Annotated in this window: 16 protein-coding genes; 7 read left to right on the top strand and 9 right to left on the bottom strand. The window is 62.8% G+C overall.

Annotated elements, in window-relative coordinates:
* Window positions 1-138: 138 nt before the first annotated feature.
* The 6 genes from WCJ41_RS16025 to WCJ41_RS16000 form a co-directional block, all read right to left on the bottom strand.
* A complete protein-coding gene (locus tag WCJ41_RS16025) occupies window positions 139-810 on the bottom strand; it encodes a hypothetical protein (protein ID WP_336906840.1) in 672 nt (223 codons plus the stop codon).
* A gap of 433 nt (window positions 811-1,243) precedes the next feature.
* Window positions 1,244-1,948, bottom strand: coding sequence for a Stf0 family sulfotransferase (locus tag WCJ41_RS16020; RefSeq protein ID WP_336906839.1), 705 nt, complete (start codon window positions 1,946-1,948; stop codon window positions 1,244-1,246).
* A 96-nt stretch (window positions 1,949-2,044) separates the two neighbouring features.
* Window positions 2,045-3,520, bottom strand: a complete 1,476-nt coding sequence (locus WCJ41_RS16015; RefSeq protein ID WP_336906838.1) for a multicopper oxidase family protein — start codon at window positions 3,518-3,520, stop codon at window positions 2,045-2,047.
* A gap of 73 nt (window positions 3,521-3,593) precedes the next feature.
* Entirely contained in the window at window positions 3,594-4,547 is a 954-nt protein-coding gene (locus WCJ41_RS16010) for an acetyl-CoA carboxylase carboxyltransferase subunit alpha (RefSeq protein ID WP_336906837.1), read from the bottom strand.
* Window positions 4,548-4,603: 56 nt separating this feature from the next.
* Window positions 4,604-5,524, bottom strand: coding sequence for a site-specific tyrosine recombinase XerD (locus tag WCJ41_RS16005; protein ID WP_336906836.1), 921 nt, complete (start codon window positions 5,522-5,524; stop codon window positions 4,604-4,606).
* Window positions 5,514-5,657, bottom strand: a complete 144-nt coding sequence (locus WCJ41_RS16000) for a histidine kinase (protein WP_336906835.1) — start codon at window positions 5,655-5,657, stop codon at window positions 5,514-5,516. Before WCJ41_RS16000 ends, WCJ41_RS16005 begins: the two co-directional genes overlap by 11 nt.
* Window positions 5,658-5,798: 141 nt before the next feature.
* Between WCJ41_RS16000 and WCJ41_RS15995 the strand changes: the two genes are divergently transcribed.
* The 3 genes from WCJ41_RS15995 to WCJ41_RS15985 are packed head-to-tail and all read left to right on the top strand — an operon-like array spanning window position 5,799 to window position 8,777.
* Entirely contained in the window at window positions 5,799-6,359 is a 561-nt protein-coding gene (locus WCJ41_RS15995) for a shikimate kinase (RefSeq protein ID WP_336906834.1), read from the top strand.
* The gene (aroB, locus tag WCJ41_RS15990) at window positions 6,352-7,488 is read left to right on the top strand and encodes a 3-dehydroquinate synthase (protein ID WP_336906833.1); all 1,137 of its coding nucleotides are present in this window, start codon (window positions 6,352-6,354) and stop codon (window positions 7,486-7,488) included. Before WCJ41_RS15995 ends, aroB begins: the two co-directional genes overlap by 8 nt.
* Window positions 7,485-8,777, top strand: coding sequence for a CNNM domain-containing protein (locus tag WCJ41_RS15985; RefSeq protein ID WP_336906832.1), 1,293 nt, complete (start codon window positions 7,485-7,487; stop codon window positions 8,775-8,777). Before aroB ends, WCJ41_RS15985 begins: the two co-directional genes overlap by 4 nt.
* Here WCJ41_RS15985 and WCJ41_RS15980 read toward each other — a convergent pair.
* Complete coding sequence (locus tag WCJ41_RS15980; protein WP_336906831.1) at window positions 8,759-9,040, bottom strand: BolA family protein; 282 nt, start codon at window positions 9,038-9,040, stop codon at window positions 8,759-8,761. The two genes, WCJ41_RS15985 and WCJ41_RS15980, sit on opposite strands and share 19 nt — an antisense overlap.
* A gap of 62 nt (window positions 9,041-9,102) precedes the next feature.
* Here WCJ41_RS15980 and WCJ41_RS15975 point away from each other — a divergent pair, with 62 nt between their 5' ends.
* From WCJ41_RS15975 to cobT, 3 genes are all read left to right on the top strand, one after another.
* A complete protein-coding gene (locus WCJ41_RS15975) occupies window positions 9,103-9,711 on the top strand; it encodes a J domain-containing protein (RefSeq protein WP_336906830.1) in 609 nt (202 codons plus the stop codon).
* Between the two features lie 79 nt (window positions 9,712-9,790).
* The gene (gene cobS, locus WCJ41_RS15970) at window positions 9,791-10,780 is read left to right on the top strand and encodes a cobaltochelatase subunit CobS (RefSeq protein WP_336906829.1); all 990 of its coding nucleotides are present in this window, start codon (window positions 9,791-9,793) and stop codon (window positions 10,778-10,780) included.
* A gap of 10 nt (window positions 10,781-10,790) precedes the next feature.
* Entirely contained in the window at window positions 10,791-12,677 is a 1,887-nt protein-coding gene (cobT, locus tag WCJ41_RS15965; protein WP_336906828.1) for a cobaltochelatase subunit CobT, read from the top strand.
* Between the two features lie 7 nt (window positions 12,678-12,684).
* Here cobT and WCJ41_RS15960 read toward each other — a convergent pair whose 3' ends face one another.
* Window positions 12,685-13,326 carry a DapH/DapD/GlmU-related protein gene (locus tag WCJ41_RS15960; RefSeq protein WP_336906827.1) on the bottom strand — a complete coding sequence of 214 codons (642 nt, stop codon included), beginning with the start codon at window positions 13,324-13,326 and terminating at the stop codon, window positions 12,685-12,687.
* A gap of 67 nt (window positions 13,327-13,393) precedes the next feature.
* A complete protein-coding gene (gene rpmB / locus WCJ41_RS15955; protein WP_336906826.1) occupies window positions 13,394-13,690 on the bottom strand; it encodes a 50S ribosomal protein L28 in 297 nt (98 codons plus the stop codon).
* Between the two features lie 663 nt (window positions 13,691-14,353).
* Between rpmB and WCJ41_RS15950 the strand changes: the two genes are divergently transcribed.
* Window positions 14,354-17,123, top strand: a 2,770-nt coding sequence (locus tag WCJ41_RS15950) for a helicase-related protein (RefSeq protein WP_336906825.1), incomplete at its 3' end; no start/stop codon positions are given.

The following is a 17,123-nucleotide window of genomic DNA, read 5'->3' as shown; positions in this document are numbered from 1 at the left end:
TACAAGCACTGCCACGGGGCGTTTGCCTAACGGCAGGAGCAGATCGAGACGACAATGGGCAGCAACACGCTGCCCATTGTCTTATCAAGGTTGCCTCAGTGACCAGCTGTTGGCACACGATGCGAGAAGCTTGCTCGGTCAGGTATTGTTCACCCGTCTCAACCGCGCACCTTGTACGCGATCCTGATCGAAGAACTCCCAGGAATCGCTGTTCTGCAGGGTGAGCGCCGCTGCCCTGCGAACAGCATCCTGTATCTTTCGAATGCTACCCATCACGAGATACAAGACGCACCACACTCCAAGGACTGCCGTCACGTAGAGCAAAAGTATGACCAGCATGCCAGTGACATAGTTCAGCTCGCTCGCAACGCCGAGAATCAATGGGACCGTCCACGACACGAATGAAACGCTTCCGACGAAAGTCAAGAAGGCCAAGTTCCTCCGTGTGATGCCTGTGAACAGCGGCCTGCCGACACTCGCCTTGAGGAATGGCATGATTTTACGGTGAACTACTATGCCGTTTATTGTCAGTATAAGGACGATAGCTATCTTCGCCCAGAGCTTTTGGTTCGTCAGATACTCTTGCTTGCTCATGTAGTTGATCCAAATCAACCCAATGCCACTGGCCCATAACAGCACCAAGCCAGCAGAAACAAAGCGTGAGAGGACTTCGGCCTGGTGAATTGTGAACTGGCTCACAGGCCGAATGACACCACGCATGAGTATTGTTATGTCGAGAAGGACTGCGCCCCCCAATCCCATCACAAGCGCGACCAGGTGTATAACCTTGATGATAGTCAAGATGTGCATTTCAGTCTCCTCACTTCCAACAATGATGCGATGTAATGTTGCGCTATCGAATTGACCCACCTCAAGGTGGGTCAACGCTAGAAAGAAGGTCCGATTGCGCAGAAGTGTTGTGGCGATAACAATACGGCAGAAAGATACAAAATGCGCCTGACAGTTGACTGACATTGCACACCCATGGTGGAACGCACTTCAACCATCGACCGCGCCACACATGATTTGTGCATTTGCCTCTTGATAAAAAAGGGACGCGAAAAGCATATCTACTGCCTGCGCAATCAAGTTGTTATCGTATAAAATTATAATAACTTAAATATAAAAAATATACTTTTTTAGATTCGGCATGAACACTGCCACGGAGCGTTCGCCCAATCTTTCCCGGGCTTGGCGATGACCCGCGTACCGCCTTTCCGGGTCGGTTAGCCTTTCGAGAGCTTCAGCCGGCACCCAGCGCCGCCAGGAAGCGCTGTTTGATTGCCGCGGTGGCCGTCGTGTCAGTGAGCTTGACGGTGTCCTGTGAGGCCTTCAACGGGCCGAGATCCCCGATGTCCAGGTAGACCGCAAGCTTCGACAGTTCTGCATCGGGCGCGGCGGTCAGGTCCTCATAGGCAATCTCGTGCGCAGTGATGGCACAGTCCTGAAGCAGGCTGCGCCAGGCATATTCCTCCGACATCTGGCGGCTCATGATCTGGGCCAGGAGAGGCAGGTCGGTATCGGAAAATTCCACGCTGGCGCGCCCTGCGGCCTTTCGGTCGCTGGTATTCCACAGGTCGGTCTTGGTGGCGATCAGTTCAGAAACCGCCTGCAGGACCTTGTCGCGGCGATAGACGAGAACATGCCTGTCGAAGCTCTTGAGGAAGCTCACGCCGCTGCCCATGCCGATGCGCTTGCCGCCGAAGACATGATGGAATTGGTTGAAATGCAGCTTCATGCCGAACACGCCATTGCCGGAAGTGTTGGCAGAGACCACATCGGCGTAATAGGCGAGCATGCTTTGCTTGGCCAGCTCCGGGTCGCCGCGCTCAGCGAGCGTGCGGAGGTGGAAATACTCCTTCACCCTGCCCGCGTTCCCGGTGGCGTTGAGAGCTGCGGCAAGCATTGTGCTTCCCGTGCGGGGGCTGGACAGGATCAGGTATTTCATGGCTCGGGCGGTTTCCGGGTTCGCTTGCGCTGCGCGAATTTATGGGCGCGCCCTGCAAAAATCCACCAGGGTTTTTGCAGGGCACGCCATGCCGCCTCACGCAGCGCTGGTATAGCCCACGGAACCCATCATGCCGGAGTTCATGTGATAGGCATGGTGGCAGTGGAAGGGCCAGGAGCCCGGATTGTCGGCATCGAAGACGATGGTTACCGATTCCATGGGCGGCACCAGCACCACGTCGCGCAAGGCGCCGTCGATCACGTTGCCGCCGAGCGCCACCACCTTGAAGTAATGGCCATGCAGGTGCATCGGATGCGCCATGCCGGTCATGTTGTGCATCATCACCGCGATGCGCTCGCCCTGGCGCATGGTGAACAGAGGCTGCATGGGGTTTGCCTCGCCGTTGAGGCCCCAGACATAGCCCTTCTCGCCGCCCGTCAGCGCCAGCATCTCGGTCCGGTTGACGGGTTCTTGCGGCAGCTTGGCGACCGGCCGGTAGAGCAGTTCCTGCGACAGGTCGAGTGCTGGCGTCATGTCACCCTCGCCGGCCAGCTTCGGGATGGCGGCACCCTTGGTGGCGATGACGATGCCGGTGCGCGCCGTAACGCCCTCTGGACGGAAGAGGACGGGAAAGGCGCCACCCTCCGCAGGGACCTTGAGCCGGATGTCGGCGCGCTGGGCCATGGCGATCGGGAAGAGGCTACCCTTCATCGGATAGATGGCATTGCCATCGACCGCGATGAGTTCGCCCTCGATGGCGCCGAGGTCAATCCACATGTTGGATGCCGCGGCACCGTTGATGATGCGCAGCCGAAGTGTGCTGTTCTTCTCGACCGACACGACCTCGGGGTCATCCAGCGTATGGTCATTGGCGAGATAGGCGTCAAACACGATGTCGTTCAGCATTGCGCCGCCCATCATGCCCGCCATGCCTGTCATACCGGTCATGCCCTGCATCGTGCCGCCGCCCACATCAGAACCAGAATGGTTCATCTGCGAGTGGTCCATGCCCTGCATCATGTGGCCAGCATGGGCGCCACCGTCTGCTTGCAACTCGGCAAGGATTTCCTTCGGATTGCGGAAGGTGAAGTCATGCAGCATCACCACATGCTCCTGGTCGTCGAACACCGGCTGTTTCACCTCGTTGATGATCAGCGGTGCCGCGAGCAACTGCTGCTCCTGAAGGCCCATGTGCGAGTGCATCCAGTGCGTGCCCACCCGCGTGTTGGCGAAGTCATAGTCCTTGGTGCCGCCGGGCGGGATCGCCGGCTCACCATACATGGCGACGCCATCTTGCCCGAAGGGCGGCGTGAGGCCGTGCCAGTGGACGATGGTGTCCGTGTCGATGTCGTTCTTGACGCGTACCCGGAAGTGCTCCCCGAACATCATCGAGAGGCCGGGCTTCCCGTCAGGACCGGTGATGCCATAAACGGTGGCAGCCTTGCCCTTCACCTCGAGCACCCGCTTCGACACGGTGAGGAGCTTCGGTTCTGCCTCGGCCAGTGCGAAGCGCGGCAGGCCGACGAGGGAAGTGCCGGCAAGGCCGGCAAGAAGAAGATCGCGGCGGTTCATGTCCGTCCCAATTCGTTTGTCATCCCCCTATGTGGGGGTGATTTGCGGCAAGAAGCAGGCAGACGTCGAATTGCTAGAGGTTGCGACCGATCGCGAGGAACTTCTCGCGCCGTTGGGTGCGCAACACTTCGGGCGAGAGGCCATTGAGGTTCTTGAGTGCGCGGCTGATGGCCTCGCCCGTCACATTGATCGCATCAGCGGAGGCGCGGTGGGCACCACCCTTGGGTTCAGGGATGATCTCGTCGATGACGCCGAGCTTCTTCAGGTCCTGCGCGGTGATCTTCATGGCTGCAGCAGCATCCTTGGCGCGCGCGGCGTCACGCCACAGGATGGAGGCCGCACCTTCAGGCGAGATGACGCTGTAGATGGCGTGCTCCAGCATCATCACAACGTTCGCCGTGGCAATGGCAATGGCGCCGCCCGAGCCGCCCTCGCCGATCACCACCGAGACGGTGGGAACGCCAAGCGACAGGCAGCAGTCGGTGGAGCGCGCAATGGCCTCGGCCTGGCCACGCTCCTCTGCATCGATGCCGGGGTAGGCACCTGCGGTGTCGACGAAGGAGATGACGGGAAGGCCGAAGCGCTCGGCCATTTCCATGAGGCGCACGGCCTTCCGATAGCCTTCGGGGCGGGCCATGCCGAAGTTGCGCTTGAGGCGGGATGCCGTGTCATTGCCCTTTTCCTGGCCCAGCACCATCACGGGCTCGCCCTGGAAGCGGCCAAGGCCGCCAACCACTGCGAAATCCTCGGCGAACTTTCGGTCGCCTGCCATCGGCGTAAATTCGGTGATGAGCTGGCCAATATAGTCGACGGCGTGCGGGCGCTCAGGGTGACGGGCCACCTGGGCCTTCTGCCAGGGTTCGAGATTGGCATAGAGATCATTCAGCTGCTTCGCCGCCTTCTTCTCAAGGCCCTTCACCTCATCGGAAATCGACACGGACTTGTCGCCGGTGGCCAGAGCGCGGAGTTCCGCGATCTTACCTTCCAGTTCAGCGAGCGGGGCTTCGAAATCGAGATAAGTCGGCATTGGGCCTCGAAACGGGTCAGGGTTGACGCGGAAACTGGCCGCGTGGCGTCCGGAAGTCAACTTTTCTTGGCAAGCGGATGGTGGGTCTCCACCACCTCCCGTAGGCGTTCGGCCTGCACGTGGGTATAGATCTGGGTCGTGGAAATGTCAGCGTGGCCAAGCATTTGCTGGACGGCGCGGAGGTCAGCCCCCCCTTCCAGCAAGTGGCTGGCAAAGCCATGGCGCAGCACGTGGGGCGAGAGCTTTCCAGCATCGAGCCCCGCCTCACGGCCCAGCACCTTGAGCTCCAGCGCAAAATGCTGCCTGGTCAGGTGACCGGCGGCCGCGGTTGATGGAAACAGCCACTTAGACCCGGCCTGACCGGATTTCCGCAGGCCACCAAGGTACGCGGCGAGTGCTGCACGGGCCGTCTGGGACACCGGCACCAGCCGCTCCCGCCCGCCCTTGCCCTTGACGAGGATGAAGTCCTTCTCGGCACTGGCCGCCTGGGCGGTGAGACCGACGAGTTCCGAGACGCGCAGCCCCGTCGCATAGAGAAGCTCGATCAGGCAGAGCAGCCGCAGGGCCTTGAGCAGTTGCCTGTCCTTCGCCGCCTTCACCCGCGCCCGCGCAGCTTCGGCGAGCGCGTTGACATCCTGCTGCGAGATCATCTTGGGCAGCGGCCGTGCGGCCCGCGGGCTATCGATGGCGGTGGCAGGATTATCCTTGGCAAGGCCATCGCCATGCAGGAAGCGGTGGAACTGGCGGATGGCGGAGAGCTTGCGCGCCGCCGAGGAGCGGGCGAGGCCTTGCGCCTCAAGCACTTCGAGATGCCTGCGGATATCGTCGGGCCCCGCACCTTTCAGGTCGGCAACGCCTTGCGAATAGGATTCGAGGTCACGGCGGTAGGCGGAGAGCGTGTTCTGGGACGCGCCGCGCTCGGCTGCCATCATTTCGAGGAAGCGGTCGATCAGGCGCTGGGAGACACTATTTGGCACGCAGCTTCTCGCTTGGCAGCGGCTTGACGATTTCAGTCTGCTCCGGCGGGAAATGCGACAGGGCCCAGACGCTGCCATAGACTGCACCGACCAAAACCCCCACCACCAGTACGAACTTGACCGTATCGGGCATTCACCACCACCAAAATCGCCTCAAGTGTAGCGGGTAAGTCCTGCTTCGGAAAGGCTTTGCGGTCGATTGCCATGCACGGTAGAACCGAGCGCAAGTTGAGGAAGATGGATGGCGCGCCGTTCTATTGCAAAAGAGGCCGAAATGGTCCGGCAGCGGATGGGGCAACGCCCCATCGTGCTCGTCGGTCTCATGGGTGCAGGCAAGACGAGCGTTGGGCGCAGGCTGGCCGAGAAACTCTCCATTCCCTTTGTCGATGCCGACCATGAGATTGAGGCGGCGGCGGGAAAATCCATCAAGGAAATCTTCGCCGACCATGGCGAGCCCTATTTCCGCGAGGGCGAGCGCCGCGTCATCCAGCGCCTGATCGGCAATGGCGCGCAGGTGCTGGCCACCGGCGGCGGCGCCTACATGAACGACGAGACCCGCCAGCGGTTTCAGGAGAGCGGCATTTCGGTGTGGTTGCGCGCCGCGCTGCCGATCCTGATGAAGCGGGTGATGAAGCGGCAGGACCGGCCGCTGTTGCAGAACGAGAACCCCGAGGCTGTGATGCGCGGTCTGATCGAGACGCGCTACCCGGTCTATGCGCTGGCCGACGTGACGGTGGACAGCCGCGACGTGCAGCATGGCCAGATGGTGAATGACGTGATCCGTGCCCTCGCTCAGTGGGACGGCTGGGACGAGAAGAAGACCGAACATGAGTGACCTGAACGCCGCCGAACGGCGCGAGAACGTGCCTGTGGCACTGGGCGACCGCAGCTACGACATCCACATCGGCGAGGGACTGCTGACGAAGGCTGGCGATGTGGTGGCACCCTTCCTCAAGCGTCCGCTCACCGCCATCGTGACGGACGAGAACGTGGCGAAAGCCCATCTTGCAACGCTTGAGCGCGCGCTGGCGGCAAAGGGCATCCGCTCCACCGCCATCATCATGCCGCCGGGCGAGAAGACCAAGAGCTACCAGCACCTGGCCGAGCTCTGCGACAAGCTGCTGGGTGCCGGCATCGAGCGGCGCGACCGCATCATCGCCTTCGGCGGCGGCGTGATCGGCGACCTCGCGGGATTTGCCGCAGCCATCCTCAGGCGCGGCGTGGACTTCATCCAGATCCCGACGACTCTCTTGTCGCAAGTCGACTCTTCGGTCGGCGGCAAGACCGGCATCAATTCGCCCCACGGCAAGAACCTGATCGGTGCCTTCCACCAGCCACTCGCGGTGATCACCGACATTTCACTGCTCGACACATTGCCGAGGCGCGAGCTGGCTGCGGGCTATGCCGAAGTCGCGAAATACGGGTTGCTCGGCGATGCCGGCTTCTTCGAATGGCTGGAGGGGTCCGCCACCGCCATCATGCGCGGTGATTCACAGGCGCGCATCCACGCGATCCGCAAGTCCTGCGAGGCCAAGGCCGCAATCGTCGCCGAGGACGAGCACGAGACGGGCGTGCGGGCTCTGCTGAACCTTGGCCACACCTTCGGCCACGCGCTCGAATCTGCCACGGGCTATTCGCAGCGCCTGTTGCACGGTGAAGGCGTGTCGATCGGCATGGTGCAGGCCTTCCGGTTTTCCGAACGCCAGAAGCTCTGCGCTCCCGGCGCGGCGGAGCGCGTGGCCAACCACCTGAAGAGCGTGGGGCTGCCCATCCATGCCTCGCAAATTCCGGGTGAACTTCCGCCGCCCGCGACACTTCTTGAGATCATGCGGCAGGACAAGAAGGCACAGGGCGGCAAGCTCACCTTCATCCTGGCGCGGGACATCGGCGAGGCCTTCATCGCCAGGGATGTGCCCGAGCACGACGTGCTCAACTTCCTGACGGAGGACCTCCGCCAGCGATGAGTTCCGGTTCCGGACTGATCGGCGGCATAATCGTCGCCCTGCTCCTCCTTTCCGCCCTTGCGGCCGCCGTGCGCGCAAGTCTGTGGAATGCCTCGCGCACCAGGCTTGGCGAGCTGCAGAAGCGCGGCATCCGTGGTGCCGGGAGCGCCTTGCGCCTTCTGGCCGACGAAGATCGCACCATGGGCGCGCTGGCGCTCGCCAAGATGCTGGCGGTGGCACTGGCCGGCGGATTGGCAGCCTTCCTGCTGTTCCACCAGTTGCCCCCGTTGCAGGCAAGCCTCGCCGCCATTGCTCTGATCGTCGTCTTCGCGCTTTTCGGCCTCGTGCTGCCCGATGCCTATGCCGCACGCCGCGCCGATCGGGTGGCCGTGATCCTGTCCGGGCCAGCGCAGCTGATGGTCGCCATTCTGGGTCCGCCAGCCGTCGCGCTTGAGGCACTGGCGCGGGGCATCCTCACGCTCACCGGCAGCAATGGCGCGGATGAAACCCACACAATGCATGAGGAACTGCGCGAGGCCATCGACCTTCATGCGAAGGACGGCACGGTGATCAAGAATGACCGCGACATGCTGTCAGGCATCCTTGCCATGCAGGACCTCGAAGTCTCCGACATCATGGTCCACCGCACCAAGATGACGATGCTCGACATCGAAGAAGACGCCAAGGAAATCGTCAACACGGTCCTGAAGAGTGGCCACACGCGCTTGCCCGTGTGGAAGGATAATCCGGACAACATCATCGGCGTGCTGCACGCAAAGAACCTCTTTGCAGCATTGCAGAAACACAATGGCGATGCCACGAAGGTTGACATCGAGGACATTCTTTTGCCGCCGTGGTTCGTGCCGGACACCCGCGCCATCCCCGACCAGCTCAACGCCTTCCTCAAGCGCAAGAGCCACTTTGCGATCGTGGTCGATGAATATGGCGAGGTGCAAGGGCTGGTGACGCTCGAAGACATCATCGAAGAGATCGTCGGCGACATCAAGGACGAGCACGACGCTGTGGCCACTGGCGTCAGGCCCAAGCCCGATGGTTCATACCTCGTCGACGGCGGCGTGGCGATCCGTGACCTCAACCGCGCCTTCGACTGGACGCTGCCAGACGAAGAAGCCAACACCATCGCTGGCCTCGTCATCCATGAAGCGCGGATGATCCCCGCAGTGGGCCAGGCCTTCGTCTTTCATTGCTTCCGCTTTGAAATCCTCAAAAAGCGCCATCATCAGATCACGGCATTGCGCATGACACCCGTAAAGCGGGAGAGCGAGGCTGCTCAGGGGGCCGAGGACTGAATTGCCAGTGCGTGCACGCGCTCCTTCAATTCGTCAGCCAGCGCGGCATTGATCATCCTGTGCTGCTCGACGCGGGACTTGCCCCGGAAGGCCTCCGCCACAATGACCACGCGGAAATGGCTCTCGCCATCGTCCCGTGAGCCGGAATGGCCGGCGTGGTGGTGGGATTCGTCGATTACCTGAAGCGCCGCCGGCTCGAAATCTTGCGTGAGCTTCATGGTGATTCTTTGGCCAACGGGGCCCAGTTTCGGGTCAGCTGTCATTCTGTCACTCCTGGGCAGGCAAAGCTTGCTTGGCCGGGCCTCTATCACCATAATCAGCCGCGATGAAGCTTGATTCAAAATACTTCGACAAGATCCGCGTGAAGCCTTCGACTGACAAGAAGAAGGCGGCCGAGGCCGTGCCCCAGTGCGACTGGCCGGATTGCCCGCGGCCAGGCCCGCACAAGGCCCCCATGGGTCGTGGCCACGAGGGCAAGTTCTACAACTACTGCACCGCGCATGTGCAGGAGTACAACAAGTCCTACAACTACTTCTCCGGCATGAAGGACGACGACGTGCAGGAGTTCCAGAGGAACGCCCGCCTCGGCGAGCGCCCGACCTGGAAACTGGGCCAGAATGCCACGCCCAATGCGTCCAACGTGCGTCGCAGGGGCGCCCAGCTGCGTGACGACCCCTTTGGCCTTGCCGCCAAGGCGGCGGCAAAGGCGCCGGGCCGCCACCCCTCCGGCCGGGCGTTGCGGTCAACCGAGCTCAAGGCCCTGCAAGCGCTGGGCCTGGACGACACGGCCACGCCAGATCAGGTGAAGAGCCAGTACAAGACCCTGGTGAAGCGGCTTCACCCGGATGCCAACAATGGCAGCCGGGCCAACGAAGATACGCTGAAAGCGGTGATCCAGGCCTATGACCATCTGCGTTCAAGTGGGTTCTGCTAAGCGGCGCAAAGCCTTGCCCGGCAGGGCCCGACCGTCTAAAACCCGCCCGCGTAACCCCGGAACATGAAGATCCCTTGACATGAATGCGAAGGCCACTGCAGAGGCGAATGGCATGCCCGACACCAAGGCGTTGGTGAAGCAGCTTTTCGGCTTCGACACCAACATGGAAGTTCCCGCCTATTCCAAGACCTCGGAACATGTGCCGGACCTCGACCCCGACTACCTCTTCAACCGCGAGACCACGCTCGCCATCCTCGCGGGTTTTGCCTTCAACCGCCGCGTCATGGTGACGGGCTATCACGGCACCGGCAAGTCGACCCACATCGAGCAGGTCGCCGCCCGCCTCAACTGGCCCTGCATCCGCATCAACCTCGACAGCCACATCTCGCGCATCGACCTCATCGGCAAGGATGCGATCGTGCTGCAGGAGGGCAAGCAGGTCACCGAGTTCCGCGAAGGCATCCTGCCCTGGGCCTACCAGCACAACGTGGCCCTGGTGTTCGACGAATATGACGCCGGCCGTCCGGACGTGATGTTCGTGATCCAGCGCATCCTCGAAAGCTCGGGCAAGCTGACGCTTCTCGACCAGTCGCGTGTCATCCGCCCGCATGCCGCATTCCGGCTGTTTGCCACGGCCAACACCATCGGCCTCGGCGACACCACCGGCCTCTATCACGGCACGCAGCAGATCAACCAGGCGCAGATGGACCGCTGGTCGATCATCAGCGCGCTCAACTACCTGCCGCATGCGCAGGAAGTGGGCATCGTGGCGGCCAAGTCGAAGCATTTCGACAACGAGAAGGGCCGCAAGACCATTTCCAACATGGTCCGCGTGGCAGACCTCACCCGCAACGCCTTCATGCAGGGTGACCTTTCCACCGTCATGTCGCCGCGTACCGTCATCACCTGGGCGCAGAACGCCGAGATCTTCGGCGACGTTGGCTTTGCCTTCCGCCTCACCTTCCTCAACAAGTGCGACGAGCTGGAACGCAGCGTGGTGGCCGAGTTCTACCAGCGCTGCTTCGGCGAGGAACTGCCGGAATCCTCTGCCCACATCGCCATCGCCTGAGTGATGTAAGGTGGCGAAGGAGAAGGACACACCTTCGAACGAGTTCAAGCGCGTCCTCACCGTCGCGATGAAGACCATTGCCGAAGACCCGGAGCTTTCCGTGGCCTTCGGCAACGAAGCCCCTTCGCTGGCGGGTAACCGGGCGAAGCTGCCGCAGGTGGCAAATGAGATGAAGCCCGCCGACATCGCCATCGTGCGCGGCCTGTCCGACAGCTTCGCGCTCAGGATCGCCAATCACAACGACAAGGTCCACGCCCGCTACCAGCCGCAGGGCAAGAATGCCCGCGCCGTGTTCGAAGCCGTGGAGCAGGCCCGTATCGAGGCGCTCGGTGCCAATGCCATGCAGGGCATGAAGACCAACCTCGCGGCCATGTTGGATGACCGCTATCGCAAGAAGGACGTCGCCCGCTACACCGACCGCAAGGACGCCCCGCTCGACGAGGCCGTGGCGCTGCTGGTGCGCGAGAAGCTGACGGGCGAGCTGCCGCCGGAAGGCGCCCGCAACATGGTGGACCTGTGGCGGCCGTGGATCGAGGACAAGGCGCACGACCAGCTTTCGCATTTGATGGACAACATCCACGACCAGGCGGCCTTCGCCCGCATGTCGCGCGACATCATCGCCGCCCTCGATATGGGCGAAGAGCTGGGCGAGGACCCAGACCAGTCGGACGAGAACGACGAGTCGAACGAACCGGAGGAGGATTCGGGCGAGCGCCAGGAGACGCCTGACAGCGAGGAGCAGGAGAGCTCCCAGCAGTCGATGGAGGAGATGCAGGACGCCGAAGGCGAATCCGAAGCAGCCGAAATGGACGCCCGGCAGATGGACGTCGAGGAGCAGGCCGAGGACCAGGACGGCGAGGAAGAGCAGGACGGCGAAGAGCCGTGGAAGCCGCAGCTTCCGTTCTCCTCTCTCTCCAACGAGGATTTCTACAAGGTCTTCACCAACCAGTTCGACGAGGTGATCTCGGCCGAGGACCTGTGCGACGCCGAGGAGCTGACCAGGCTTCGCAACTATCTCGACAAGCAGCTCTCGAGCCTGCAGGGCGTCGTCGCCCGCCTTGCCAACCGCCTGCAGCGCCGCCTGATGGCGCAGCAGAACCGCTCCTGGGACTTCGACCTCGAGGAAGGCGTGCTCGATGCCGCACGCCTGATGCGCGTGGTGATTGACCCAATGCATCCGCTGTCCTTCAAGGAAGAGCAGGATACCGAATTCCGCGACACGGTGGTGAGCCTGCTGCTCGACAATTCAGGCTCGATGCGCGGACGCCCCATCACGGTGGCCGCCACCTGCGCCGACATCCTCGCCCGCACGCTGGAGCGCTGCGGCGTGAAGGTGGAGATCCTCGGTTTCACTACGCGTGCGTGGAAGGGTGGCCAGGCCCGCGAGAAGTGGCTGGCGTCCAACAAGCCGTCCAACCCCGGCCGCCTCAACGACCTGCGCCACATCATCTACAAGTCGGCTGACACGCCCTGGCGCCGGGCGCGCAAGAACCTCGGGCTGATGATGCGCGAGGGGCTGCTGAAGGAAAACATCGACGGCGAGGCGCTGATCTGGGCGCACAACCGTCTGCTCGCCCGCCGCGAGCAGCGCCGCATCCTGATGGTGATCTCGGACGGTGCGCCGGTCGATGACTCGACGCTGTCGGTGAACTCCGGCAACTACCTTGAAAAGCACCTGCGCCAGGTGATCCACGATATCGAGCAGCGCTCGCCCGTCGAATTGATCGCGATCGGCATCGGGCATGACGTGACGCGCTACTACAAGCGCGCCGTGACCATCGTGGATGCCGAGGAACTGGGTGGCGCCATGACCGAGAAGCTGGCCGAGCTTTTTTCCGAGAACGCCAAGCCCAAGATCATTGCCAAGCCCGCGCCGAAAAAGCGCGCACGCGCCTAGAAGGCCCTTACTCGTACTTCTCCAGAAACGCCTCTGTCGACAGCGCCCGCATGTCCTCGACCGCCTGCGCGAGGCGCCCATGCTCCCAGTCCCACCACGCCAGCCGCGTGATGCGCTCGGCGACCTCCGGCGCAAAGCGCCACTTGAGGAAGCGTGCCGGCACGCCGGCCACGATGGCATAGGGGGCCACATCCTTCGTCACCACGGCGCCCGCCGCGACGACCGCACCGTTGCCGACCGTCACGCCCGGCAGGATGATGGCGCCATGGCCAATCCACACATCATGCCCGATCACCACCTTGTCGGCGATGCGCTGCTCGCGGAACGCCTTGTCGAGCTTGGCGCCGACGAAATACTCGTTGGGCCGGTAGGTCATCTTGTGCTGGCTGATGCGTTCGACAGGATGGTTCAGCGCATTGATGCGACATTGCGCGGCAACCGCCGAGAACTTGCCGATCTCGCTGTAGATCGCCTCTGAGTCACGCTCGATGTAGGAATAGTCGCTGAGTGTTGAATCGAGGAACTGCACCCGCTCCTTCAACTCGGTGAAACGACCCAGCATGGAATTGCGGGTGACGGCCGATCCATGGACACGCGGGTTGCCGTCACGCGGGCCGTTGCCCCGCTTGCTTTCTTTGTCTTCGTTCATGCCCTGACCCATAAAGCAAAAGCCGCCCCGGTTGGAGCGGCTTTCGAATTCAGTGCCGACAGTAAGATCAGGCGGCCTTGGCAGTTTCCAGCTTCTTGGCGATCGAGCGCTTGAGGCGCGCGGCCTTGTCCGAGAGCTTGGCGGTGTCGGCCTTCATCAGGAAGGCGTCGAGACCGCCGACATGCTCCACCGACTTCAGCGCGATGGCCGAGATGCGCAGGCGATAGGTCAGGCCCATCGCATCGCTCATCAGGCTCACATCACACAGGTTCGGCATGAAGCGGGTCTTGGTCTTGTTGTTGGCATGGCTGACCTTGTTGCCAACCAGCGCGTTCTTTCCCGTCAACTCACAACGGCGGGCCATGGGCTTAACTCCACAATAAGAATGGGCACCGGGAGGCTCAATGCCCCCGGTTCGGATGGCGGGTCTATAGTGGGAGCCAAGCGCGGGGTCAAGCCGGAAGGGCAGTTTCTTCGCACTCTTCCCCTTCCGCCCTGCGACAGTGGTCAAGAAGAAGGGGTGTCCCGTTTCGGCACAGCCGGGTTAACGCGCACCCTTACCCGCAGCCCTGCCTGAGAGAGTTTCTCCTTCAGGCTTGTAGGCTTAGCAGACTGGAACCACAACATCTTGCGAGAACAAACAGCGAAAATCCAGCCTTCAGCGATTCGGGCGCGATCCGTTCCGGGGATGGTCCACTCCGTTAACAAATGGCCGGAACAGATCGCCTGGCGCGGCAGAGTCCGTAAACCATAAGTGGCAGCCTGTTAAGCTTTGACCCCGGCTACCTGCATCCGATTGCCCCGTCGCCCTTCGCCTGGACAGAGGGCGGACGCAATCCGCCCTGCAAACGTTGAACCGCGCAATTGGAACAAACCCTGAATCGTCAGGCAGCAGCGATTCGGGCCAGCTTCGTTCCGGTTTGAATCCATTCCCTAACGCGCCGGTTCAGAACGGGGCAAAATACCTTGACCCCCCGGCACATGCGCCCCAAGTCTGGGCCTCAAGGATTTCGCGAAGCCGCCTTAGATGCCCTCCCAGAAAACCGTCACTGCCGTGCTTGGCCCCACCAACACCGGCAAGACCCACCTCGCGGTGGAGCGCATGCTGGGGCACGGCGGCGGCATGATCGGCCTGCCACTGCGCCTGCTCGCCCGCGAGATCTTCGACAAGGTGCGCGCCCGCGTCGGCGATGCCGCCGTGGCGCTGGTGACGGGCGAGGAAAAGATCATCCCCGTCCAGGCGCGCTACTGGATCTGCACCGTCGAAGCGATGCCGACAGATGTCGACGTGCCTTTCCTCGCCATCGACGAGGTACAGTTGTGTGCCGACTTCGAGCGCGGCCACATCTTCACCGACCGCGTGATGAACCGCCGCGGCCGCGACGAGACCATGTTGCTGGGTGCCGGCACCATGCGGCCCATTCTCGAGAAGCTGTTGCCGGGCACCACGTTCGTGTCGCGCCCGCGCTTTTCGCAATTGCTCTATGCGGGTCAGAAGAAGCTCACCCGCTTGCCGCCCCGATCGGCCATCGTCGCCTTCTCGGCTGACATGGTCTACGCCACCGCAGAACTCATCCGCCGCCAGCGCGGCGGTGCGGCCGTGGTTCTGGGCGCATTATCACCGCGCACCCGCAATGCGCAGGTGGCGCTCTACCAGTCGGGCGACGTCGACTACATCGTGGCCACCGATGCCGTGGGCATGGGCCTCAACATGGATGTGGACCATGTGGCCTTCGCCTCGACACGCAAGTTCGACGGCTTCCAGTATCGTCATCTGAACCCTTCCGAACTGGGCCAGGTGGCAGGCCGCGCCGGGCGCTACATGAATGACGGCACCTTCGGCGTGACGGGCGAGGCAGACCCGTTCGACCCCGAAATGGTCGAGCGCCTCGAGAGCCACAATTTCGATGCCGTGCGCATGTTGCAGTGGCGCAACCGCGAACTCGACTTCGGCTCGCTCGAGCGCCTGAAGCAATCGCTCAACATGCTTCCGCAGCAACAGGGCCTCACCCGCGCCCAGCCCAATGCCGACCTCCTGGCGCTCGAAGCGCTGGCCCGCGACCCCGCCACGCGCGACCTGGCCAAGTCGAAGAAGGACGTGGAACGGCTGTGGGAGGTCTGCCAGATCCCCGACTACCGCAACATCTCGAACTCGGAACACGCCTCGATCGTGTCCAGGATCTACCAGTACCTGCAGACCGGTAGCGGCGTGATCGACGAGGACTGGTTCGTGCGGCAACTGAAGTTCTGCGAGAACACGGCGGGCGACCTCGACACGCTGTCGAACCGCATCAGCCACGTCCGCACCTGGACATTCGTGGCAAACCGCCCGGATTGGCTCAAGGCACCTCTCTATTGGCAATCCTACGCGAGAGAGATAGAGGACAAGCTGTCGGACGCCTTGCATCAGAGGCTGACACAGCGTTTTATCGACCGCCGTACCAGCGTGCTGATGAAGCGCCTGGCCCAGAAGGAAGAATTGATGTCGACTGTTGAAGAAGATGGCGCCATCCACGTCGAGGGCGAGTATATTGGCCGGATCAGGGGATTCCTGTTCGTGCCAGATGGCGCCACCGAGGGAGCCGAGGCCCGCGCGCTCAAGGCCGCAGCCATGTCGGCCGTCGCTGCCGAGATCACGGCGCGCGCCAAGGCCGTTGCCGCATCAGCCGACACCGACCTGAAGCTCACAAGGGATGGCCAGATCATCTGGAACCAGGCCCCCGTTGGCAAGCTGGACCCCGGCGCCAGCTTGCTGAAGCCGCGCGCCACCGTCATTGCGGGCGAGCAGCTGTCAGGCTCCGAGCGCGAGGAGGTGCAGGCGCGCCTGCAGAAATTCACCGACCGCCACGTCGCCACGGTTCTTGAACCGTTGGTCAAGCTCGAGGAGGGCGAGGGCCTCGAAGGCATTTCGCGCGGGCTCGCCTATCGCCTCGTCGAGACGCTGGGCGTGCTCCCGCGCGACACCGTCACCGAGGAGGTGAAGGGTCTGAGCCAGGAGGACCGCGCCAAGCTGCGCACCCTGGGCGCCCGCTTCGGCGCCTTCAACCTCTATGTTCCGGCACTCCTGAAGCCTGCTCCCACCGAACTTCGCCTTCTGCTCTGGGCGCTCAGCCTGCAGAAGGAGGGCAAGCTCGAACCGGCAGCCCTGCCCCAGCCTCCGGGCCAGGGCCTCACCTCCGCCAGCTTCGACCGCTCAACCCCGAAGGGCTTCTACGGCGTCTGCGGCTATCGCATCTGCGGCTCGCGCGTGGTGCGCATCGACATGCTGGAGCGCCTCGCCGACGTGATCCGCGACCGCGTCTTCTGGCGGGCCCGTTTCGCCGAGGAGCCGCGCCCGGCGGGCTCCGTCGAGGGCGGCGGCTTCACCGTGGTGCCCGAAATGATGTCGCTCGTCGGCTGTTCCGGCGAGGACTTCCTCGGCATTCTGCGCAGCCTTGACTACCGCATGCAGAAAAAGACGGTGAAGCGCCCTGCAGCCACTGTTGCCACAACCCCCGGCACGCCGCAGGCGGCTGAAGGCGAGGCTGCGACCACCGTCGAGGCCCCCACAGAAGCCATTACCCCCGTGGCCGACGAAGCGCCGCAGGCCGATGAGCCAATGACCCTGCAGGCTGTCGAAGCAGTTGCCGAAGCAGGTACCGAACCTGCCGAGGTGGAGACAACGGCCGAGCCAGCCGAGGCACCCGCTGCCGAAGGTGGGGAACAACCCGTTGTTGTTGCCGCCGCGACCCCTGAGGTGGCTATGGAGGACGTCGAGGTCGAAGTCTGGTGGCCCAAGGACACCGGCCCCTTCCGCC

This window comes from Aestuariivirga sp., from assembly GCF_037139295.1.
In the GTDB taxonomy this organism is placed as follows: Bacteria; Pseudomonadota; Alphaproteobacteria; order Rhizobiales; family Aestuariivirgaceae; genus Aestuariivirga.
Note: the sequence above shows the minus strand (reverse complement) of the source record. Positions and strands in the feature narration are given on the sequence as shown.

What these genes read in the sequence shown, in the direction of transcription:
- cobS (WP_336906829.1), top strand. Translation starts at nt 9,791, where the DNA reads ATGAATGCGAAGGCCACTGCAGAGGCGAATGGCATGCCCGACACCAAG.
- WCJ41_RS15985 (WP_336906832.1), top strand. Translation starts at nt 7,485, where the DNA reads ATGAGTTCCGGTTCCGGACTGATCGGCGGCATAATCGTCGCCCTGCTC.
- WCJ41_RS15960 (WP_336906827.1), bottom strand. Translation starts at nt 13,326, where the DNA reads ATGAACGAAGACAAAGAAAGCAAGCGGGGCAACGGCCCGCGTGACGGC.
- aroB (WP_336906833.1), top strand. Translation starts at nt 6,352, where the DNA reads ATGAGTGACCTGAACGCCGCCGAACGGCGCGAGAACGTGCCTGTGGCA.
- WCJ41_RS15975 (WP_336906830.1), top strand. Translation starts at nt 9,103, where the DNA reads ATGAAGCTTGATTCAAAATACTTCGACAAGATCCGCGTGAAGCCTTCG.
- rpmB (WP_336906826.1), bottom strand. Translation starts at nt 13,690, where the DNA reads ATGGCCCGCCGTTGTGAGTTGACGGGAAAGAACGCGCTGGTTGGCAAC.
- WCJ41_RS15980 (WP_336906831.1), bottom strand. Translation starts at nt 9,040, where the DNA reads ATGACAGCTGACCCGAAACTGGGCCCCGTTGGCCAAAGAATCACCATG.
- WCJ41_RS16025 (WP_336906840.1), bottom strand. Translation starts at nt 810, where the DNA reads ATGCACATCTTGACTATCATCAAGGTTATACACCTGGTCGCGCTTGTG.
- WCJ41_RS16020 (WP_336906839.1), bottom strand. Translation starts at nt 1,948, where the DNA reads ATGAAATACCTGATCCTGTCCAGCCCCCGCACGGGAAGCACAATGCTT.
- WCJ41_RS16010 (WP_336906837.1), bottom strand. Translation starts at nt 4,547, where the DNA reads ATGCCGACTTATCTCGATTTCGAAGCCCCGCTCGCTGAACTGGAAGGT.
- WCJ41_RS16000 (WP_336906835.1), bottom strand. Translation starts at nt 5,657, where the DNA reads ATGCCCGATACGGTCAAGTTCGTACTGGTGGTGGGGGTTTTGGTCGGT.
- WCJ41_RS16015 (WP_336906838.1), bottom strand. Translation starts at nt 3,520, where the DNA reads ATGAACCGCCGCGATCTTCTTCTTGCCGGCCTTGCCGGCACTTCCCTC.
- WCJ41_RS15995 (WP_336906834.1), top strand. Translation starts at nt 5,799, where the DNA reads ATGGTCCGGCAGCGGATGGGGCAACGCCCCATCGTGCTCGTCGGTCTC.